The organism is Paenibacillus sp. FSL W7-1332 (assembly GCF_037969785.1).
Classification (GTDB): Bacteria; Bacillota; Bacilli; order Paenibacillales; family Paenibacillaceae; genus Paenibacillus_AQ.
In genome coordinates this window covers 4,365,931-4,386,456 of sequence record NZ_CP150209.1, presented here as the reverse complement: position 1 = coordinate 4,386,456, position 20,526 = coordinate 4,365,931, and the positions used below count along the sequence as shown (strand labels likewise).

15 protein-coding genes are annotated in these 20,526 nt (G+C 51.2%); 13 read left to right on the top strand and 2 right to left on the bottom strand.

All coding sequences use genetic code 11. The features are described 5' to 3' along the window. Nucleotides 1–5: 5 nt before the first annotated feature. A complete protein-coding gene (locus MKX98_RS19525; protein ID WP_113056624.1) occupies nt 6–698 on the top strand; it encodes a response regulator transcription factor in 693 nt (230 codons plus the stop codon). Beyond that, nucleotides 695–1,777, top strand: a complete 1,083-nt coding sequence (locus tag MKX98_RS19520) for an ATP-binding protein (RefSeq protein ID WP_339217988.1) — start codon at nt 695–697, stop codon at nt 1,775–1,777. Before MKX98_RS19525 ends, MKX98_RS19520 begins: the two co-directional genes overlap by 4 nt. A gap of 25 nt (nt 1,778–1,802) precedes the next feature. Here the strand turns inward: MKX98_RS19520 and MKX98_RS19515 are convergent, their stop codons facing one another. Continuing rightward, a complete protein-coding gene (locus MKX98_RS19515) occupies nt 1,803–2,996 on the bottom strand; it encodes a glycoside hydrolase family 88 protein (protein ID WP_339217986.1) in 1,194 nt (397 codons plus the stop codon). Between the two features lie 259 nt (nt 2,997–3,255). On the opposite strand from MKX98_RS19515, the gene MKX98_RS19510 reads away from it, so the two are divergent. From MKX98_RS19510 to MKX98_RS19470, 9 genes are all read left to right on the top strand, one after another. Further along, nucleotides 3,256–3,438 carry a tautomerase family protein gene (locus MKX98_RS19510; RefSeq protein WP_071218573.1) on the top strand — a complete coding sequence of 61 codons (183 nt, stop codon included), beginning with the start codon at nt 3,256–3,258 and terminating at the stop codon, nt 3,436–3,438. A 6-nt stretch (nt 3,439–3,444) separates the two neighbouring features. Next, the gene (locus tag MKX98_RS19505; protein WP_339217983.1) at nt 3,445–4,410 is read left to right on the top strand and encodes an ABC transporter permease subunit; all 966 of its coding nucleotides are present in this window, start codon (nt 3,445–3,447) and stop codon (nt 4,408–4,410) included. Nucleotides 4,411–4,428: 18 nt separating this feature from the next. Next, nucleotides 4,429–5,301: a carbohydrate ABC transporter permease gene (locus MKX98_RS19500; protein WP_194544845.1), complete on the top strand. Its 873-nt coding sequence runs from the start codon at nt 4,429–4,431 to the stop codon at nt 5,299–5,301. Between the two features lie 125 nt (nt 5,302–5,426). Further along, entirely contained in the window at nt 5,427–7,013 is a 1,587-nt protein-coding gene (locus MKX98_RS19495) for an extracellular solute-binding protein (RefSeq protein WP_339217981.1), read from the top strand. Nucleotides 7,014–7,123: 110 nt separating this feature from the next. Next, nucleotides 7,124–8,173: a response regulator gene (locus MKX98_RS19490; RefSeq protein WP_339217979.1), complete on the top strand. Its 1,050-nt coding sequence runs from the start codon at nt 7,124–7,126 to the stop codon at nt 8,171–8,173. After that, entirely contained in the window at nt 8,170–10,041 is a 1,872-nt protein-coding gene (locus tag MKX98_RS19485; protein WP_339217977.1) for a histidine kinase, read from the top strand. The genes MKX98_RS19490 and MKX98_RS19485 overlap by 4 nt, the downstream gene beginning before the upstream one ends. A 15-nt stretch (nt 10,042–10,056) precedes the next feature. After that, nucleotides 10,057–10,824: a 3-oxoacyl-ACP reductase family protein gene (locus tag MKX98_RS19480; RefSeq protein ID WP_339217975.1), complete on the top strand. Its 768-nt coding sequence runs from the start codon at nt 10,057–10,059 to the stop codon at nt 10,822–10,824. Between the two features lie 8 nt (nt 10,825–10,832). Continuing rightward, on the top strand, nt 10,833–13,091 hold the full coding sequence (locus MKX98_RS19475; protein ID WP_339217973.1) for a heparinase II/III family protein: 2,259 nt from the start codon (nt 10,833–10,835) through the stop codon (nt 13,089–13,091). Next, entirely contained in the window at nt 13,075–15,444 is a 2,370-nt protein-coding gene (locus MKX98_RS19470) for a DUF4962 domain-containing protein (protein WP_339217971.1), read from the top strand. Before MKX98_RS19475 ends, MKX98_RS19470 begins: the two co-directional genes overlap by 17 nt. Nucleotides 15,445–15,614: 170 nt before the next feature. Here the strand turns inward: MKX98_RS19470 and MKX98_RS19465 are convergent, their stop codons facing one another. Further along, nucleotides 15,615–16,502, bottom strand: a complete 888-nt coding sequence (locus MKX98_RS19465; protein ID WP_194543212.1) for an AraC family transcriptional regulator — start codon at nt 16,500–16,502, stop codon at nt 15,615–15,617. A 191-nt stretch (nt 16,503–16,693) separates the two neighbouring features. Here MKX98_RS19465 and MKX98_RS19460 point away from each other — a divergent pair, with 191 nt between their 5' ends. Beyond that, nucleotides 16,694–17,743 carry a Gfo/Idh/MocA family oxidoreductase gene (locus MKX98_RS19460; RefSeq protein WP_339217969.1) on the top strand — a complete coding sequence of 350 codons (1,050 nt, stop codon included), beginning with the start codon at nt 16,694–16,696 and terminating at the stop codon, nt 17,741–17,743. A gap of 234 nt (nt 17,744–17,977) precedes the next feature. After that, nucleotides 17,978–20,230 (top strand): helix-turn-helix domain-containing protein, encoded by a 2,253-nt coding sequence (locus MKX98_RS19455; RefSeq protein ID WP_339217967.1) that lies wholly within the window; start codon nt 17,978–17,980, stop codon nt 20,228–20,230. The last annotated feature ends 296 nt before the right edge of the window (nt 20,231–20,526 follow it).

Sequence of the window (20,526 nt, the reverse complement as noted above, 5' to 3'; positions counted from 1 at the left end):
CCGGAATGAAGACCATATTAATCGTGGATGATGAACCGAATATTCGAGAAGTTCTTGTATCCTACCTGAACAAAGAACATTATCTGACGCTGGAAGCGGCCAACGGTGCCGAAGCGTTCGATTTCCTGCGAGAGCAATCCGTGGATCTTGTTATATTGGACCTCATGCTCCCGGATATGGATGGCGAGCGGATATGCCAGGAGATTCGAACGTTCAGCCCGGTACCCATTATCATGTTAACGGCAAAGGTGGCCCAGAGCAGCCGGATTGGCGGGTTTGCCATCGGAGCTGATGATTATATCGTGAAGCCGTTCGACCCTCGGGAAGTTGTAGCAAGAGTCAAGGCCGTTCTGAGACGAGGAGATGACAGCAAGCTCCTGGCTGACGTAATTGTGTATCACCAAGGCGCGCTGGCCATTCATTCGATGAAACACGAAGTTACCTGCCATGGACAGGTTGTAAACTTGACGCCCAGCGAATACAAATTGCTGCTTCTGTTGGCCAAGTACCCCCAGCGCAATTTCTCGCGCGAAGAACTGGTTGATCGCGTGTTAGGCTATGACTTTATCGGCGACATCCGAATTATTGATCAGCATATCAAGAATCTGAGGCAAAAGATTGAATCCGACCCTAGGCAGCCCCAATATATCATCACCGTTTACGGATTCGGATACCGCTTTGGAGGTGATAGGGCTTGAAGCATCGTCTGGACCTGAGGCTTGCCGCTATCATCATCAGTATCACGGCAGGGATATTGATCGTGTTTACCGTAATCAATATTGTGACCAACCATTATCATATCGCCATGTTCCAGCAGCAATCATCCGTGCATGATGGAATGGCTGAGCTGAATTATCATTTGGAGCAGGCGCAGATGCAATCCATCATATTGACATGTCTCCTATCGATTGCCATTGCTTCCGTGATCGGCATATACGTTGCGAAGAGAATATCGGCTCCCCTCGTCCAGATGAAACGAGCGGCTGAGATGATGACGCGGGGGAATTGGGACATCCGTGTGACTACCAAAGGATACGATGAAATCGCGGGGCTTGGTTCTTCGCTGAACGAGCTGGCTGTACAGTTACAGAAGCAGGAGCTGCTGCGCAGGAATATGACCCAAGATATCGCACATGAATTGCGAACGCCGTTAACCACATTAAAGAGTCACACCCGTGCACTTGAGGATGGGATCTGGGAGCCGACCGCAGATCGGTTTCAAACGTGTCTTGAAGAGATTGATCGATTGATTCAGCTTGTAACGGAGCTTGAGGATCTGCATGACATGGAATCACCCGAGTTTCAGCTATCCCGATCCAAGCAGGATCTTGGCTATATTATGGAGAGGGCCATCACCTTGGCGACTGCAATGTATTATGAAAAAAAGGTGGACCTGCAATATGTCGGCGGTTCGCCGATTCTAGCCGAGGTGGATGCCGACCGAATGCTCCAGGTTCTGATCAACATGTTAAGCAATGCCTTGCCCTACACGCCAGCTGGAGGAACGGTACAAGCCGAGCTCGTGGACGAAGGGGCACATGCCCTGATTCGAATACAGGATTCAGGTCAGGGGATCTCTTCCTCCGATCTGCCGTATATTTTCGAAAGGCTGTATCGGGGCGATAAATCAAGGAATCGGTCAAGTGGCGGGAGCGGTATGGGGCTTGCTATCGTCAAGCAGCTGGTATCTGCACATGGCGGTCAGGTATGGGCTGAGAGCGGAGGGAAGCATGCGGGCGGCAGCTGCTTCTATATCCGGATACCTAAAGAAGAGTAGATGGATGGACACGCAAAAAACCGGATCAGAAGATCCGGTTTTTCCATCCCATTAACTTGGCAGCGGTCTCAACATAATAGTAATCTCCATAGATCAGCGAAACGTTTATATTTTGTCCGGCAGGCAGATGTCCCGTGGCTTCCTTCAGTATGCCTTCATAAGCGGAGTCATCCCATTCGGCGTAATGGGCCGTTAAGGAGTTGATGATACGCAAGGCACTTTCACGGTACAGAGAACTTTCGGTTATAGGCACCAGGTCCGCGAGTTCAAGTAGACCGGAAGCGGCGCAGGATGCTGCTGACGTATCCCGGGGCTCGGTAGTCTTCGGGGATGCTTCCGTCTCTTCATGAGCGGATGGTTCCATCTCCTTGCGCTCCGTACGGAAATCCCAGCGGGGTATGGAATCCTCCTCAAGAGAAGCTATGAAGAAATGGGCAACCCGCTTGGCGGCTTCAAGGTACTGAATATCGCGGGTATAGCGATAGGTGTTAGCCATGCCATGCAATGCCCAGGCCGCTCCCCGGCTCCAAGCAGATTCCGGACCATAGCCTTGTCCTCCCAACGCTTCGATAAATTCTCCCGTTAACGGATCAAATCGGCAGATGTGCCGAACGGAGCCGTCCGGTCTTATGAAAAACTCGGCAACCGTATTCGCTTGGGCTCTGGCGATATGAGCGAATCTCGGGTCACCGCTCTCCTCGGAAGCCCAGAATAGGAGGGAGAGGTTCATGGTGGAGTCGATAATGGACCAGCCTTCATTCCCATGGTTCCATGAAGTGGGTTTCACCTGATTCCAAGCACGTATGAATCTCCCGACCGGGTTATACCTCCCTGCCAGCAGGGTAGCGGCCAACAATCCTCTCCGCCTGGCATCCGCATCGCCGGTCAGCTTATATTTGATGACGGCAGTCGGCAGAAATTGAAAGCCGACATCGTGGTGGAAATTACTGTCTCCGATAAGCGCGTGTTCAAGCTGAATATCCCATTCCCAAGCCCACTCCTTATACTGCGGCTGTTTGGTCATCTCATACATGATCCAGAGCATTCCCGGCCAAAAACCGGAGGTCCACCAGTCGATCCGGGTGGAATCATAGATTCCGTTCTTTGTTGCATGAGGAATTTTGCCTTGAAGCTGTCCGGTCATTCGCGACAGTTTCCTTTCCAATTGCCCCCATAATAGCGAATAGGGCGATATCGTTTCCTGTTGTTGTCCGTTCATCGCTAACCTCCCAAAACTGATGTCATCGTTTGGCTCATTGTCGCAACTGCTTTGATCCATTGTTCCATAGAATGCTGGCAAATTCTACATATACAGCTTAAGAACTATTGAAATAACAAGTCGATCTTAAAAAAACACAAGCGGCCGATCCACCTAAAAAAAACACAAAGGAACCGATCTTCTTCCATTGCTGCCCGGTTATGAAAACTTATAGGATAAGGATATTCATCACATCATCATTCCTAAGGAGGCGAAAGCGATGCCGCAAATTACGATTAAATTGTATGAAGGACGCACGGATGAGCAGAAGAACGAAATCGTTGATGTTTTTACAAAGGAGCTGTCACGGATCATTGATCGTGAGCCTGAATTTATCAGCATTCAGTTTGACGAAATTCCGATTGATGACAACGCACCGGCCAATTTGAGAAACAAGAGGTGAAGACAGATGGCCGAGCCAAGCAAAGCAGCAGCAGTTAGCCCAAGGCTGGAGGGAAAGATCGATAATCGTAGAAGAATACTCGGCTTCATGTGGAAATACAGAGCGCTGTATTTCATATCGCTGCCGGGACTGCTGTTCTTCGGATTATTCAAGTATGTTCCGTTAATGGGCTCCGTGATCGCATTTCAGAACTACAATCTGTTTGCAGGCGTGACGGGAAGTCCCTGGGTGGGGCTTGAGCACTTTGGGCGAATGTTCCAGCACTATGATTTTTTGAAAATTCTGCGGAATACGCTTCTGCTGGGTACATATGACATTCTGTTTGCTTTTACTGCCCCCATTGTTTTGGCCTTATTACTCAATGAGGTGCGCCAGGTCGTTTACAAGAAAATTGTCCAGACGATTTTCTATGCGCCGCATTTTCTGTCGTGGGTCATTGTAAGCGGTATCTTTGTGGGGATCCTTTCTCCATCATCGGGGATCGTGAACGTAATGCTCGGTTGGTTCGGTATCGATCCAATCTATTTCCTAGGCGAAGATTCTTACATTCGAACGGTATTGGTGGGCTCAGGACTATGGAGAGATGTCGGATGGGGGACCATCATTTATCTGGCGGCGCTCGCAGGCATTAATCCGGACCTCTACGAAGCCTCCGAAATCGATGGAGCGGGGAGATGGCGCCAGACGCTCAGCATCACCCTGCCGGCGCTGCTTCCCGTGATAACGATCCTGTTCCTGCTCAAAATCGGGGACTTCATGGATTATGGGTTTGAACGCGTATTCGTGTTTCAGAACCCGCTCAACATTCAGTCCAGCGAAATCTTGGACACGTACATATACAAAGCCGGCTTGCAGCAGCTTCAGTACAGTTATGCAACCGCCATCGGGGTGTTCAAATCGGTTGTCGGCTTGTTCCTGATTTCCATTGCAAACACCATCAGCAAGAAAGCGACCGGAGAGTCGCTGTATTAGAGGGGAGTGACAACCAACGTGAAATATGACAGTGCAGGCAGAAAACTGTTTCTCGTCGTGAACTATATCATCCTTACCTTTCTTGCACTCACCATGCTGCTCCCTTTTCTTAATGTCATTGCCCAGTCGTTCAGCAGCCCGGGCGCTATCGATCGCGGAGAAGTGATGTTCTGGCCGGTGGAGTTTACCTTTGCCTACTACCAGCATGTGTTCAACGATATCTCCATTTGGAGGGCATTCGGGATCAGCGTCTACATTACGCTATTCGGAACCTTCATCAATCTGGCAGCAACCGCTTCGCTGGCGTATCCGCTCTCCAGGCCCGAATACGTGGGCAGAAAAACGATCATGATTATCATCCTGATGACCATGATTTTCACGGCACCGCTGATCCCGCAATTCATTCTGATGCGCGAGCTGAATCTCGTCAACACGTTATGGTCTTTGATGCTGCCATCGGCGATCAGCGCATTCAATCTGTTTGTGCTTCGAACCTTCTTCACCCAAATTCCGAGCGAATTGATCGATTCGTCCCGAATTGACGGGTGCAGCGAGATCCGTACGCTATGGAGCATCGTGCTTCCGTTATCCAAACCGGCGCTGGCGACAGTAGGGATATTCTACTCCGTAACCAATTGGAACAAATACATGGACGCCCTCTACTATATCAATGATCGCGCCAAGTATCCGCTGCAGGTCAAATTAAGGGAGCTTCTGGTGAACGAGGGCCTGACCGATACGGGGAACCTTGCATTCGAGGCAAGTTCCCAGTCCGTACAAGGCATACAAATGGCGGTTATTCTGGTAGCCACAGTGCCCATCATTCTCTTGTATCCGTTTCTGCAGCGCTTCTTCATTCATGGGATGATGATTGGATCGATCAAAGAGTAATCCTAAAAAAACGACAAACCGAGCCAAAGACATTCCTTGTTCCCGCCCAGACGGCTCTCTATACTGATATTAAGTTTGAAAGCGCTATTATGAGCGACTATATTAGCTTGAAAAGAGGGGTATTCATGAGAAAAAGTTGGACACGTATGCTTACGTCAGGTCTCGTACTGGCCTTGCTCGTTGGCTGTTCGGGCAATAATGGCGGAGGCGGGGGAGCCAATGCCGGCGGAGGTGACAGCAACGGGCAAGGCGGAAGTGAAGCAGGGCCAACGAAATTCTCCATTTCGATGCGGACGCTTAACGTATCCTACGTCGAGAAGAATCCGGATATCAACAAGGATAAGTACGTGCTGGAGCTAGAGAAAAAGACGAACACGGACCTGGATATCCGCCTGATTCCGCATAACGAATATCAGGATAAAATGGTGCAAATGTTTGCGACAAACGACATTCCGGATGTGGTGCAGGGCACTGGCGGAATCAGCGGTCCCGAGCTGGCGGGTGCCGTGGAGAACGGAGTCTTTCTCCCGCTGAACGACCTCCTGCAGGAGCATGGGCAGAACCTGCTCAAGTTTATACCCGAGGAAGCCTGGAAGCGGATGACGGATTCCAAGACGGGTAATATCTACGGGATTCCCGAGATCTTGTCCAATCCGTCCAGACGAGCCACATGGATTCGGACCGACCTGCTGGAGAAAGTAGGCAAGGAGATCCCGACAACGGTGGAAGAGACGATGGATGTGCTGCGCGCCTTCAAAGAAGCCGGGGTGGAGCAGCCTTATGCCGGACGCCAGAATTTCAAATACGCGGATACCTTCTTCGGTGCCTATGACGTGCTGGGTTACCTGAACCAATTCAAGGTGTTCCCGGACGGCAAAGTAAAGCCAACCTTCTTCGATGAAGCAAATATGAAGCAAGCTATTCAGATTTATAAGACGATGCATGAGGAAGGATTGATCAGCAAGGAATTCGCGACGATTGAAAGCGCGGACTTCAAATCCATCGTCACGAGCGGCAAAGCCGGCATGTGGTCCATGAACGCGAATGAGCTTCCGATTTGGGGCACCCAGCTGAAGGAGAATGTCCCGGACGCGACTGTAGCGTTGATTCCTTCGCCGGTAGGGCCTGACGGCAAAGGGGGATATGCTCATTACAATCCGGTGACGCGCTCCTTCTTCATCAATGCGAAGGCGAAGGATAAAGCCGAGGATATCGTGAAGTTCTTCAATTGGATGGTCAGCGAAGATGCGGAATTGTTCTTCAGCTTCGGCATTGAAGGCGAGGATTACCAGGTAACCGACGGCAAGCCGGTCTTCGAGGTTCCGACGGACGCGGCAGGTGCCGATAAGATGCGTTATCTGAACTACTGGCTGTGGCTGGTGCAGGATACAACCTATAACAAACGCGTATCCGAGTTGTCCGATTCCGGCAAAGAGCTGATAGATGCTTTTGATAACATGCTTTCGAACGAGGGTCGCCGCGGCATTGAATTCGATCCGCGACTGGAGGCGATGGTGAAATATCCGGAGCTGAATCCGAAGTCGGATGAACTGCCGCCGCTGATTCTGGAGCATGTGCTCCGCATGGTATACGGCAGGGAGCCTATTGATAACTACGGCAAGGTGCTCGAGGAGTATCTGTCCAAAGGGGGCAACGAGATTATTGAGGAGGCTACGAAACGATATAACGATAAAGAAAACGCTTTCGAATAGGCAGAGCATGTTTTAGTATAGTGTTGAAGAATGACTCCTCTGCTTGCCTAAGCAGAGGAGTATCTTTCTAAAGCTAGACTACTCTCGCTGTCTTGAAAGGGGAATGGGTAATGTACCGCATTCTGGTCGTTGATGATGAACCTATGATAAGGATGGGCTTGGCGAAACTGATCACGCAGACGGATCCAGCCATGATTCAAGCGGCAACGGCCGGCAACGGCATGGAAGCATTGGAAGCGATTCAGACGGCACGACCGGACTTCATTTTTACGGATATTAAAATGCCCAAGATGGACGGCCTGGAGCTAAGCAAGCAGCTTTATGAAGCATACGGCGATATCACGGTCGTTGTCATCTCCGGTTACGGTGATTTCGAATACGCCCAGAAATGCATGTCGTATGGAGTTAAGGAGTATCTGCTCAAGCCTGTGACCAAATCGGTGGTACACAACACCATGAATAAATTGATGGCGGATCGAAAGTCCATGCAGGAGAAGCAGCGGATTTATTTTCCGCTCTCCAAGCTGGAGGATTGGCTGGAGCAGCTGGAACTGGCCGTATGGCATTTACAAATGAACGATATCCAGCACAAGCTGCAAGAAATCGAGGATTACTGCAACGAGCGCAGGCTTGAATCGATTCAGCTTCAGGAACTGCTGGATGAACTGTATGCGAAACTGATCAAGCAGTTAAACGGCCGGGATGTGTATTCGTTCGAACGTATGACAGGCATCACGGGGTCTGCGCCCGGAGGGAACCATCATTATTTCGAGAGATTTCGTCAAGCCGTGGATCAGACGGTGAAGCTCATACGCGACAAGCGGAAAGGAAATGCCAAAGAGCCTGTAGAAGAAGCGAAGGCATATATCGAGCGCAACTTATCCCGTGATCTCTCACTCGATGAGGTTGCCGATATGCTTGGGCTCAACCCGTCCTATTTCAGTCAGTTGTTTAAACAGATGACGGATGAGACCTTTGTCCATTACCGGATCAAGAAAAGAATGGAGAAAGCGAAGAAGCTCCTCGCCCTTCCGCATTATAAAATTACGGATATTTCGTTCGAAGTAGGGTACGCGGATCATCCCCATTTTACAAAGACCTTCAAGAAGGTCACCGGTTACACCCCTTCCGAATACCGGGAGCTGCTGGGGATCGAATGATGCGCAAGAGCCTGTCTCGTCAAATCTTCTTGTACTTCTTTATCGTTATATTGTTCTCGCTTTCTACGGTTGGCGTTTTCTTCTATATCAAATCATCCGAAGCAATTGATGAACAGGTCGAGAAGTATATGACCACTGTTATCACAAACGCGGCAAGGCAAACGGATAACCAGCTGCAGATATTCGAACGGATCAGCAATACGATTTTACTTCAGGATTCGGTCAAACGTTATTTGGATATGGACCCAAGCGACAGCTATGAACATTATCGATTTACCAATCTTATCCGCAAGGATGTCTTTCAGAAGATCTTTATACAATATCCGACCCAGACTCACATGATGTATATTCTCGGGTTTCATGGAAGAGCGATTTTTGATCAGAATCAGAGCTTCTCCGCTATGTCGATTGATCCGTCAGGCCGCCTTCGCGAACTCACGGAGAAGACGCCGGAGAACGGGGAGATTGTCATTTTGAAGACCAGCTTGCTGGAGAAGGATCGGGACAACGTCATTACGGTAGCGCGCAAAATCCGGGGAATGAGCTCGTACGACGTGAAAGGCGTGCTGGCGGTTGAGTTCAATGAAGACCAGCTGTCGAGTTTATGGAACGGCGTTGATCTCGGGGAGCAGGGCTTCTTCTTCATCCTGGATCGCGAAGGCGAAGTTGTCTATGCACCTGAGCACGTGGATATGGACGCGATTACTTCGACCGACCTGCCGGAGCGTATTATCGCCAAAGGCGATCATCGATTCATAGAACCGGTGCTTGGCGACAAAACGATGATCATTACGCGCCAGTCGGAGTATTCGGGCTGGAGCCTCGTCATTATGATGCCGCTGGATGAGCTTCGGGCACCGATTTCGGGTATCCGGTCCACTACGATTATCGTAGGCTTCGTTACACTGATCATTGCGCTCATTCTCGCCTATCGATTCGGCAAATCGATTGTCAATCCGATCCGCAATCTGAAGAACGGCATGAGGCAGACGGAGAAGGGGAACTGGACGCATATCACCGACGTGAAACCGCGGGAGGACGAGATCGGGGGATTGATCCACAGCTACAATCTCATGGTCAGCCGTTTGTCCGATATGATCGAGCAGGTTTATGACACGGAGCTCCACAATCAGAAAACGCAGCTGGAGCTGCAGGACATCCAGCTGGAGCGCCAGCGGGCAGAGTTCCAGGCGCTCCAATTACAGATCAATCCGCATTTTCTGTACAACACGCTAGAAACGATCAATTGTTATGCGATTGTTCAGGATTCCGACGAGATCTCGGACATGGTGGAGGCGATGGCTTTCATGCTTCGATACTCCATCCAGACGAACCTGGAGGAGATCACCATTGCCAACGAGCTTAATCATGTGCGGCATTACATGATGATATTGAAGCATCGCATCGGGCGCGATTTCGAGATCGAGGTGGCGACGCCGCCCGAGCTCCTATTGGAGAAGATGGTCAGGCTCTCCTTGCAGCCGATTGTCGAGAATATTTTTCAGCATGCTTTTCCGGAAGGGATCGAAGTTTGGCATTACATTCGGATTGACACGAGAATAGAACAGGACAATTTGCTGGTTATGGTAGAGGACAACGGCGCAGGCATAGCGGACCATGAGCTTCTTAAGCTGCGCAAGAGGCTCGAGGAAAACCGTCTGGTGGACGATGACGACGGAATGCATGTCCGGCGCAAGGGCGGAATCGGCATCGTCAATGTCCATCGGCGAATTCAGATGGTTTACGGCGAAGAGTACGGAATTACAGTTCATAGTTCGCCGGATCAAGGTACAAAAATCATCATGACAATGCCGCGAATGGAAAGAGTGAGTGACCAAGAGAGCAGACTGAAACAGCTGCAAACCTAATCAGGAGGGATTAATATGCATATTAACTTATCGGGTAACATCGCTTTAGTCACAGGTTCGAGTGGAGGGATCGGTCGTGCGGTAGCATTAAGGCTGGCAAGAAGCGGAGCCAAGGTCGCGCTGAACTATCTGAACAGCAAGGAAGCCGCCGAAGAAGCCGTGGCGGAGATTCAAAGTTTTGGCGGCGAGGCGTATGCTTTTCGTGCAGACGTTACGCATGTGGAGCAGGCAGAGGCGCTTGTAGCTGATGTGGAGAAGGCATTTGGCGGACCGGTTACGATCCTGGTTAATAATGCGGGGCATTTGGTTGAGCGTCTGGCGAATGCGGAAATGACCGAGGAGCTCTACAACAAGGTCATGGATGTGAATATGAAAAGCACGGTATTCATGAGCAAAGCCGTCATTCCGGGCATGAAAGCCGCCGGTCAAGGTCGCATAGTTAACATGACCTCCGTTGCGGCACATAACGGCGGCGGACCCGGCGCAAGCATTTATGCTGCCAGCAAAGCGGCCGTCCTGAGCTATACCAAGGGACTAGCGAAGGAGCTCGCTGCAAGCGGAGTTAACGTGAATGCCGTATCGCCGGGATTTATCGGTCAGACGGCGTTTCACGCCACCTTTACCCCGGATGACGCTCGAAAAGCAACGATCAAGGGCATTCCGCTGGGGCGGGAGGGTACCCCGGACGATGTCGCCGGCTCCGTTCTGTTCCTCGTCTCGGAGCTGTCCTCGTATCTAACGGGGGAGACGATCGAAATTAACGGCGGCATGTTCATGCGATGAGGGATTGGATGAAGGTCAAATCGAAGTCGATATTCTATCCGTGGAGCGAACGTACAGTCGATATCCTGAAAGTCGAGCTTGACCAGGTCATCGAACGGAAGCTGGATGTTCCTGTCGAGCCCGGCGGCTGGTGGCACCAATACGTATGTCCCGAACATCATACGGAACTGATGTTTGATCCGCTGGAAGCCGATTGCAGCTCCTATCGTTGTCCCTATGGCTGCGAAGTGGAGGGGGAACCGTACAGGGGGGCTTGGCTGGTATTCAAGCATCAGGCTATGGCCCGATACGTGCTGCAATCTGCCGCCGTATATGCCGGTACGGGAGAGCAGGTCTACGCCGATCTTGGAAAAAAGCTGATCGTCCGCTACGCGGAGCAGTTTCCGCTTTATCCTGTCCACCCGGATGCCCAGCCCTGGATGCTGAAAGGGCGCGCATTCCATCAGGCTTTAACCGAGGCCATCTGGGCAACGACCTTGCTTCGCGGTTATCTCCTTTTGGAGGATTTGCAGGTGTCGTTTCACGAGGCTGAACGCCGGAAGATTGATCATTTCCTGCATATGCTCGAGAGCAGCATGACGGAATATCATCATATGTTGACCCAGGAGCGCGGAAATCCAGAGAACAACTATACCGCCTGGCTGATTGCCGCGCTGTTTAGTATCTATGCGGTACAAGGCGAAGCGGAGAAGCTGCGGCAGCTGGTCGTGAAGGAAGGCGGTCTGCGGCATCATCTCAGCATTGCCATCAGGCCGGATCAGCTTGAATTTGAAGGCAGCGTGTATTACCACGTATTCGTACTCCGTGCTTACCTGATTGCAGCGGAAATGGGGAGCCGGGTTGGTGAAGAGCTTTTTTCCCTGAGGGGAGAGCAAGGCCAATCCATGCAGGGAATGCTGGCGGTACTGGTTCAATTATCAGACCAAAATGGCTCCCTGCCTGCACTTCACGACGGTCCTTATCGCAGGGCTCCGTATGCGCGAGAAATCGCCGAGATTGTGGAAATCGGTTTATCCGTTTATGGGGATAAGAGCTATCGACGATTGTTAGACAATGTATATCGTCAACTGAATGGAGAAGCCGGTCGGGTTGGCATGCTGGAAGCTCTGTTGTACGGTACGGGCCATTGGGATGGGAGATACGGAATGGCTGCTTCTGAGGTGAAGGATTCTCATCGGAAGACATCGGAAGGAGTAGGAGTATGGGAAGTCGGGGATGTCATCGAAGTACGAGTGACACGAGACGTGCAAGGAGCAGGCGATGCAGAACATGCGAACCAAGCAGGTAATGAAACTGAAGGAAAGGAAGCAAGGAAAGAAAGGGACAATGAAGGCAGAAACCAGAGTGACTTGCCCGATCTTTCCGCTTCTTCGGTCTTTCTTCCTCACAGCGGATTTGCCCTGTTGAAGTCGAATCATTCGAATGGGCTTCAGGCGTTGGTCGATTTTGGCCCTCATGGTGGATCACATGGTCACTTCGATAAACTGAATCTGATGATTCATGTCGGGAACCAGCCACTATCGCCAGACCGTGGTACCGTACCGTACGGTTCAATCCTGAAGAAGGAGTGGTATCCCCATACAGCCTGCCACAACACCGTCTCGGTTGGGCGGCGTTCCCAGAATCCGACCGAAGGGAAATGCATTCGGTATGAATCCGGTTCGGATATTACTTATCTCTGGGTGCGATCCGATCAGGCTTATGAACATGGCGTACTGGACCGGCACCTGATATTGACGGATGACTGGCTTCTGGATTGGTTCGAAGTGGAATTGGAAGAGCCGGCAGCTGTGGATTGGTGGTTTCATTATGTTGGCCAAGGAGAGCTTAGCGGGCTTCCAAATGCTGATCATGGCCATGTTGTAACGGATCTAGGAAACGAAGATGGATACGCATATGTAAAAGAAAGCTGCGCCCACGCCTTGTCCCAGGATGGCATGCAATTCAATCTCCATATTGCCAATGCATCAGGGCCGCTGGCGGTAGCTTCATTTATGTCCTTTGAGGGGATGGGATGCACACAGGTGGAGTCACCTGGAATTGCGGACGATCCCAGCCGAAGGTTGGAGGGAATCCGGCTTCATCGGACAGATTCGCAAGCCCGCTTCATTGTCGTCTACCGTAGCGGTACGGAGCCGCTGACATTGGAATGGAACCGGTCGGAAAATGGGGACTGGCTCAGCTTGTCCGATGGCAGGACCGCGAGAAGCTTCACGATGACCAACAACGGGTTGAAGGAGAGGGTACTCGATGAAAACCTTGTTTGAACCGAAAAGCGGATTGTTGTCCGTGCCATATCAACCGGATGAAGAGAGTAAGCTGCTTGAGAATCCTCCCCGTTTCACCTGGATGCCGGGACAGCTGGAGAACGACCGTTATATGCTGCAGATTTCGACCTCACCCTCGTATGAAACGGAGGCGACAACGACAATTTCGCCGATTCCCTATAACTTATACACTCCGGATCACGCTCTGGAGGCAGGTACTTATTATTGGCGCTATGCCTTGCTGACCGGGGAACAAGGGGAGGATACGACGGACGCTGCCCTTAACCGTTCTTCATGGAGCCAATCCCGAATGTTTCATGTTCCGGAGGGCCTCCCTGAGACTCCCCTGCCTGACCGTGGGGATCGCTATGAACGCACGAATACCGGGCATCCGCGGTTATGGCTGGATGAGAAGGGAGTGGCGGCGTTCCGTGAACATTTACGTCAGGATGATGATTACTGCGGCTGGCGCGCTTTTTACGAGAAATCGGTCATTCCGTGGCTGGATAAGCCGTTAATTCCGGAACCGGAACGTTATCCCGGCAATAAGCGTGTCGCGAAGCTGTGGAGAAAAATGTACATGGATTGCCAAGAAACGCTGTATGTCATCCGGCACTTAAGCGTGGCAGGGGTCATTTTGCAGGATGATGCTTTGATAGCCAAAGCGAAGTCGTGGCTGCTTCACGCGGCCCGGTGGGATACGGAAGGTACAACGTCCAGGGATTATAACGATGAAGCTGCGTTTCGGATGGTTGGTGCACTCGCATGGGGATACGACTGGCTCCACGATTACCTCACCGCAGAGGAGATGGATCTCGTCAGGGGAGCTCTTCTGCGACGTACGGGGCAGGTGGCCTTCCATGTGATGGAGCGCTCGAAAATCCATCATGTCCCCTATGACAGCCATGCTGTTCGTTCGTTGTCCTCCGTGCTTGTCCCAGCCTGCATTGCCATGCTGCATGAAGAGGCCGAGGCACAGACATGGCTGGATTACACGCTGGAATACTACGCCTGCCTCTATTCGCCTTGGGGCGGAGAAGATGGAGGCTGGGCCGAGGGGCCGCTCTATTGGACAACCGGCATGGCGTTTGTGATAGATGCGCTTAATCTCATTCGCAGCTACGTATCGATTGATTTCTTTAAACGGCCGTTCTTTGGGCGCACGGGCGATTTTCCGCTCTACTGCAGCAGCCCGGACACGATACGGGCCAGCTTCGGAGACCAGTCCTATCTAGGCGAACCCGTTAGTCTGAAGACGGCTTTCAATATTCGCCAGTTTGCAGGCATTACAGGCAACGGATTATATCAGTGGTATTATGAACAAGTAGCCAAAGCGGATACTGACGCCGACACCAAGTTTTACAATTACGGCTGGTGGGATTTCCGATTTGACGATATGCTGTACCGGCATGATTACCCTCAAGTGGAGGCTGTTGCTCCTTCTGTTACCGTTCCGTTTTCTTCCGATAACGCTTCGGAAGCGAAGGAGGGGACCATCCAATCCGTCAAATGGTTCCGGGATATTGACTGGGTGGCGATGCATCACCGGATGGATGATCCGGATGAACATATCATGCTGCTGGCAAAGAGCAGCCGTTACGGCTCCATGAGCCACAGTCACGGTGACCAGAACGGATTCCTGCTGCACGCATTCGGCGAACCTCTCGCTATCGAGAGTGGATATTATATCGCTTTCGGAAGCACGATGCATATGAATTGGCGGAGGCAGACGCGTTCCACGAACAATATTCTCATCGATGGCCATGGGCAGTATGCGGGAAAAGACAAGGTGCTCTGCATCGAGGCCAGCGGGAAGGTCGAGCAAGTTGACGCGTCACCAGGGTACGGGTATACCCGTATGAACGCTACGCAGGCCTACCTGGAGAATGTCCCTTATCTTGAGCGGTATGTGCGCGAGATCTATTTTTTTGACGAATCATATTTTGTCATAGTGGATACGGTGGATCTCGCCAAGCCAGCCAGCATCGAGTGGCTGTTTCATACTCTGAACCGTATGAAGCTGTCGGGGCAGACGTTTCGAGTGTTGGGCAGCAAAGCGGAAATGGAAGGGCGATTCGTGTACAGTTCATCCGGCGACTTGTCGCTGAATCAGCATAATCAGTTCACCGATGTCGATCCCGATGAAATCGATGGGCTGGATAACCAGTGGCATCTGCATGCTGAAACGAAATCTGCGGCAAGCCATCGCATCGCGACCCTCCTGGTTACCATGAAGGCGGATGAGAGTAAATATGTCTCGTATTTCCTGGATGATCAGGACCATGGAGTTCATATCTATTTCACGAATGAGGATGGGAACACAAGAAAGGTCGAGGTGCCTAAGGCATATTAACTCTTAGAGGTGCTGTTTCGATTTAGAAAATAGACTCAACTTCAGCGCAAGCAGCTGGATGTTGAGTCTTTTTTTATGCATATTCACAATGCTGATGGATACAGTTACCGTTCTCGTAGAGATCATGGGCCGGGATATAGTTCGCAAAGGATTGATTCTGAAATCAGGGTTTATAACAGTCTAGCCTGGGAAGGTGTCATGCCCTTGTACTGTTTGTACAGCTTGGTAAAATAATTCGGGTTGCTGCAGCCGACGATGCCGGCAATCTCGGTGATGGTTAAAGTCCCTTCACGAAGCAACTTCTCCGCTTCATTCATTCGGGTTAGATTGACGTAATCCACGAAAGTGCGCCCTGTTAAACGCTTGAACATTTTGCAAAAATGAAACGGATTCAAACCGACCGCCGCCGCGGCGGCCTCAACCGACAATTTCTCGCCGATGTTGCTCTCGATGTGTTGAATGAGTGTTTTATAACGGTCCCGATTCGCAAAATACGGCTCGGCCGTCTTCTCCGTGAACGGTGCGGGCATGAATGTGCGCGCCAGCAGAACGAACAGGGTGTACAGCTTGGACTTGGCTACAAGCTCATAGGCTGGACGACGCGTTACAAGCTCTTCAATGACTTCATCCAGCAGCGGATAGCAGTCTGCGCCAGCTGGGTGGCTCTCGGCAGGCTTGACGGGGAAACGGAGCCGGCCTTCCATATAGGGAGCGACATAACGCGCATGAATCGGATCATGAAGGAAATCGTTAAAGAGGGATGCATTCACCACGACACAATCAAATCGTACGTCGCCATCTTCAAGCGCATATCCCACGTGAAGGCTGCCGCCGGGGATGATAATGACTTCCCCGGCCTTTACGTCATACGGAGTTGTATCAATATGGAATACCGCGTGTCCTTGGCGCATGCTAATGATCTCAAAGTGCTCATGCCAGTGGAGATACAGGATACAGTCTTTCATTTTGGCATGGGAGCAGAAGTTATGAAATACCTGCACGGGATAAGCTTTGTAGTCAAGTCTCGTATTCTCATGAAGCTCTCTTGGATTGGACAAGCGAATTCACCTCGAACCGCAAGATTAGAGTGGTAATGCACAAGGTTGTATAGAGAAAATGTTGAGTTCCGCCATTATAATGAAGTTGCTTCACTTACAATAAGCCAATATCGGAATGATGACAACGGGTTAGGAAAAAGATTTGTAAGCGGTTTACGACAATATGACGTATTCAGGGGGAGTTAACAAGCATGAACACGACATTTAAAGTTGTGATAGCAGGATGCGGCAGTATGGCGAATACATGGGCGGAATATGCAAAAGGGCGTGAGGACGTTGAAATCGTGGGCCTCGTGGATATCCAGGAAAAGTTTGCACAGGCATTTGCCGATCGGCATGGGCTTTCTTGTCCCATCTATACAAATATTACGGAGGCTCTTACTTCAAGCGAAGCGAATATCGTATTTGATGTGACCATTCCCGCCAGCCACTATGGGATTAGCACGGCAGCGCTTAAGCACGGGTGCCATGTATTCAGCGAAAAACCGTTAGCGGAATCGATGACGGAATGCCTGGATATCGTGAAGCTGGCCGAGTCTGTGGGCAGAACGCATGCCGTCATGCAAAACCGCCGATTTGATCCGCGAATTAGGGCGTTCAAGGATTTGATTGATAGCGGCGCGATTGGAAAACCCGGTTTTATAGGGGCGGATTTTTTTCTGGGCGCCCATTTCGGCGGGTTTCGGGACCTGATGGACAGTCCATTGCTGCTCGACATGGCCATTCACACCTTCGACCAGGCCCGAATGATCAGCGGAGCCAATCCGGTATCCGTGTACTGTCAGGAGTTTAACCCGCCGGGGTCCTGGTATGCCGGTAACGCGATGGCGATATGCATCTATGAAATGTCGGACGGCTCCGTGTTCAATTACCGCGGTTCCTGGTGTGCCGAAGGTGCTCAGACCTCCTGGGAGGCCGCATGGCGCGTAACGGGAGAGAGAGGAACGGCAATCTGGGACGGTCATGATGAGATTTATGCGGAGTTCGTGGCGGAAGGGGATCAATCAGGAAATTTCATACGGAGGTATGAACGGACGGAAGGAACGCTGCCCGTCATGGAGAAGACCGGACATCATGGCTGCCTGGAACATATGTTTTATGCCCTCGAAGCGGGCATCAAGCCGGAGACGGATTGCAGCGACAACGTCTACAGCATGGCGATGGTGCTGGCTGCCTTGGAGAGTGCCAAGACGGGACAGAAAGTCATGATATCGGAGTTCATGAAGGGAACAAGTGAGTAGTTTCGGCGGCATTTTCATACAACTCTAGCCTTGGCTGGAGGATGGCTTGCACAGGAATGTGTTGTCTGGGGAACAAAAACATATAGGGTACAAGGAGCCGCGGGGATTCGCGGCTTTTTGGTTTTGCGTTGCAGGAGTCCTTCCTTTAAAGACATCCCTCTTCCAGTGGGGGACAAAGCCGTGCTACAATAAAGGACAAGCATAAGTAAAACGCTTAACCTGGAAGAGAAAGGAATGACCTCTTTGCAGCAAAACTGGTATCGCAAGCTGCTTCTTTCCTATTTTCCCATTTTCCTTATCACCATTACCATTATCGTATTTCTTTCTTTCATTATGTTTAATGAGGCTTCACGCGAAGAAGCGGCCAAGGCAAACGGGATATCCACGAGATTTATTATGGAAGACCTCGACCGCTCCATCCATGCAATTGAGATGAACGTGCTGAACGAAGTGGAGACGAGTTCCCTATACTCGAGCTATCTGTTCAGTACCCCGTCATCCGACCAAAATTTGATGTATTCGCTGGTGAAACGACTTCGCGTGCTGCAAACGGACAGCGACATGATTGAATCGGTCTATTTGTACCGTCATTCGGATCAGTCCGTGCTGACTACCAGCGGACAGAGCTCCCTCTCGTCGTTTCCGGACCGTTCATTTATCGAGCACGCCGTGAAGGAGCACGATTATCGGGGCTGGTCGGCCGTACGCTCCATGACGGGTCTCGGGGAGAACGAACCGAAGCAGGTCATCTCCATGTACAAAAATTTGCCGCTCCCCTTCGGAAGCCAGGGACTGCTGGTGATAAACGTCAGCATGTATCGGTTGGAGCAGATGATCAATCCGATGATAAATGACAGCGTTTCCTTTTTGAATATTCTGGATTCCAGCGGGGAGCTGATCTTCGAAGCATCCCAGACGGGAGAGGATAACCGGGCCAAAGAAGGCAAGGTGCTGACAATGCTGCAATCGGAACAGCTGGGTTGGACTTTTGAAAGCGGCCTCCGTGCGGGCCAGCTCTATGCTTGGGTGTCGGTCGTATCCTATATCTGGGTCGTCATCGGGTTCGTGACCGTGGTGCTTGCCGTTATTTACATCGTTTATATTAGCAGGCGGAATTATCAGCCGATCAAAGCCATGATGAACCGCATAGAATCCATTCAGCTGAACATGCCGCAGGCGGCTAAGGATGAATTATCCGTGATCGACAGCGCGCTTGAAAGCCTGATCAACAGGTCCATGGATTATGACAAAAAGCACGACGAGAATCTCCAGCTTCAGCGCAGTCAGCTGTTTATGGACCTGATCGGCGGGCAGAAGCACGAGGAGGAGCTGCAATCGAGGATGAGCGAGCTGACCCCGATGACCCTGACGGAACAACCGGTTGGCTATGTTATGATGCTCGGTGAAATCAATGACTACAGCGGCTTTCAGGATGTTCATACCGCTCGGGACCAGAATGTGTTGAAGTTTGCCTTGATGAACGTGTTCCAGGAGCTTTCACGCAATGCCGGCTTCAACAGCTGGCTCGAATGGATCTCCGGCAGCCGCGTCGGTATTCTGATCGCGCTGCCGGAGGTAAAGGACGAGACTCGTCCGGCCCTGATCCATGCTGCCGAGGAATGCCGCGGCTGGGTTGAGGAAAAGCTTCGCCTGCCTATGAGCTTCGGGCTGGGCAGTACGGTCACCGGGCTTCATGAGATCGGGGCCTCGTACCGCTCCGCCTCGGAGGCGCTCGGTTATAGACTGGTAATGGGGGATCATGGCGTCCTGATTGGCGATGAGCTGTCCAAGGAGGATTTAAGCCACCTGCTTCCTTATCTGACGGAAATTTCGGAGCTGGTCAAGGACTTTCGCTTAAATAACGATGGCTGGAGAAACCGTCTGCAGGATATGTTCGTTTCGTTCAAGGAGGAGCGGCTGAAGGACGATATCATCCGTTCTCTGGTCAACAGCATGCTTCAGCTGCTGTCCCGGGAGGTTGGGGTGTTATCCGGCGAGCTGCGGGATCAGCTTTCGGAGAGCAAGGACCATATGCTGGCGGGAGCAGCGACCCTGGAGGAGCTCCAGAGCAGGATCAGCGATCAACTAACGGAAACTTACCGTACTTACGTTGCGCTCAGTGAAACCAAAAGCTACCGGGCCATGATCAGTGAGATGAAGCACTATATCGAAGAGCATTTTGAAGATCCGGATTTGTCCCTAAAGCATCTTAGCGACCGTTTTCAGATTTCAGGCAAATACGCAAGCTATCTGTTTAAAATGGAATACGATATGAAGTTCGTTGATTTCCTGGTTCAGCTGCGGATGAAGCGGGCGGAGGAGCTGCTGGCGGAGACCGAGTTCTCCATACAGGAAATTGCGGAGAAAATCGGGTATGCAAACGCCATTACGTTCGGGCGGGTGTTCAAACGGACGGCCGGTGTGACGCCGGGAGATTACCGCAAGCTGAAGATGAAGCCGTCTCCTGGTATGGAGCCGGGATCATAAACGAGCGGCTTGGATTGCGAAAGCAGTTTATGACTATAGTTTATCAAGAAGCGGGTGCAGAAGTTTCCGATTGGGAGCAGCACCCGTTTCGTATTTTTGCATATGCACGGCAAATTTCAAGCCTGGGGCTTCATTTAGCGGGACGTTCAACATCCGGAACAAACCGTGGATGCAGCAAGGTTTAAGGCGATCGTATGAAAACGGTTTATGATGCGAAAATAGTCATTGCTAAACCGAGAAACCGTGTAACCATGCGCATTCTGGGGTTTGGAATTTGGTTTATTGTCATACCCGGG